The following is a 230-nucleotide window of genomic DNA, read 5'->3' as shown; positions in this document are numbered from 1 at the left end:
CGGTGATCACGGTCGCCGGCACCAACGGCAAGGGCTCGACCTGCGCGATGCTGGAGTCGATCCTCGGGCATGCCGGCTACCGCACGGCCGTCTTCATCTCGCCGCATCTCGTGCATTTCGAGGAGCGCCTGCGCCTGAAGGGCGAGGCCATCGACGGCGCGCTGCTGGTGCCGCATTTCGAGGCCGTCGAGGCCGCGCGCGCCGAGATTCCGCTGACCTATTTCGAGTTC

At 67.8% G+C, this 230-nt stretch carries 1 pseudogene; it reads left to right on the top strand.

Annotated elements, in window-relative coordinates:
* Nucleotides 1-230 (top strand): annotated as a pseudogene (locus CVH10_RS25050) (bifunctional tetrahydrofolate synthase/dihydrofolate synthase); the annotation flags it as partial.

The sequence above is a fragment of the Halomonas sp. ND22Bw genome, assembly GCF_003011945.1.
Lineage (GTDB): Bacteria > Pseudomonadota > Gammaproteobacteria > Pseudomonadales > Halomonadaceae > Halomonas > Halomonas halophila.
The sequence above is the reverse complement of the archived record's forward strand: the minus strand, read 5'-3'. Positions and strand labels throughout refer to the sequence as shown.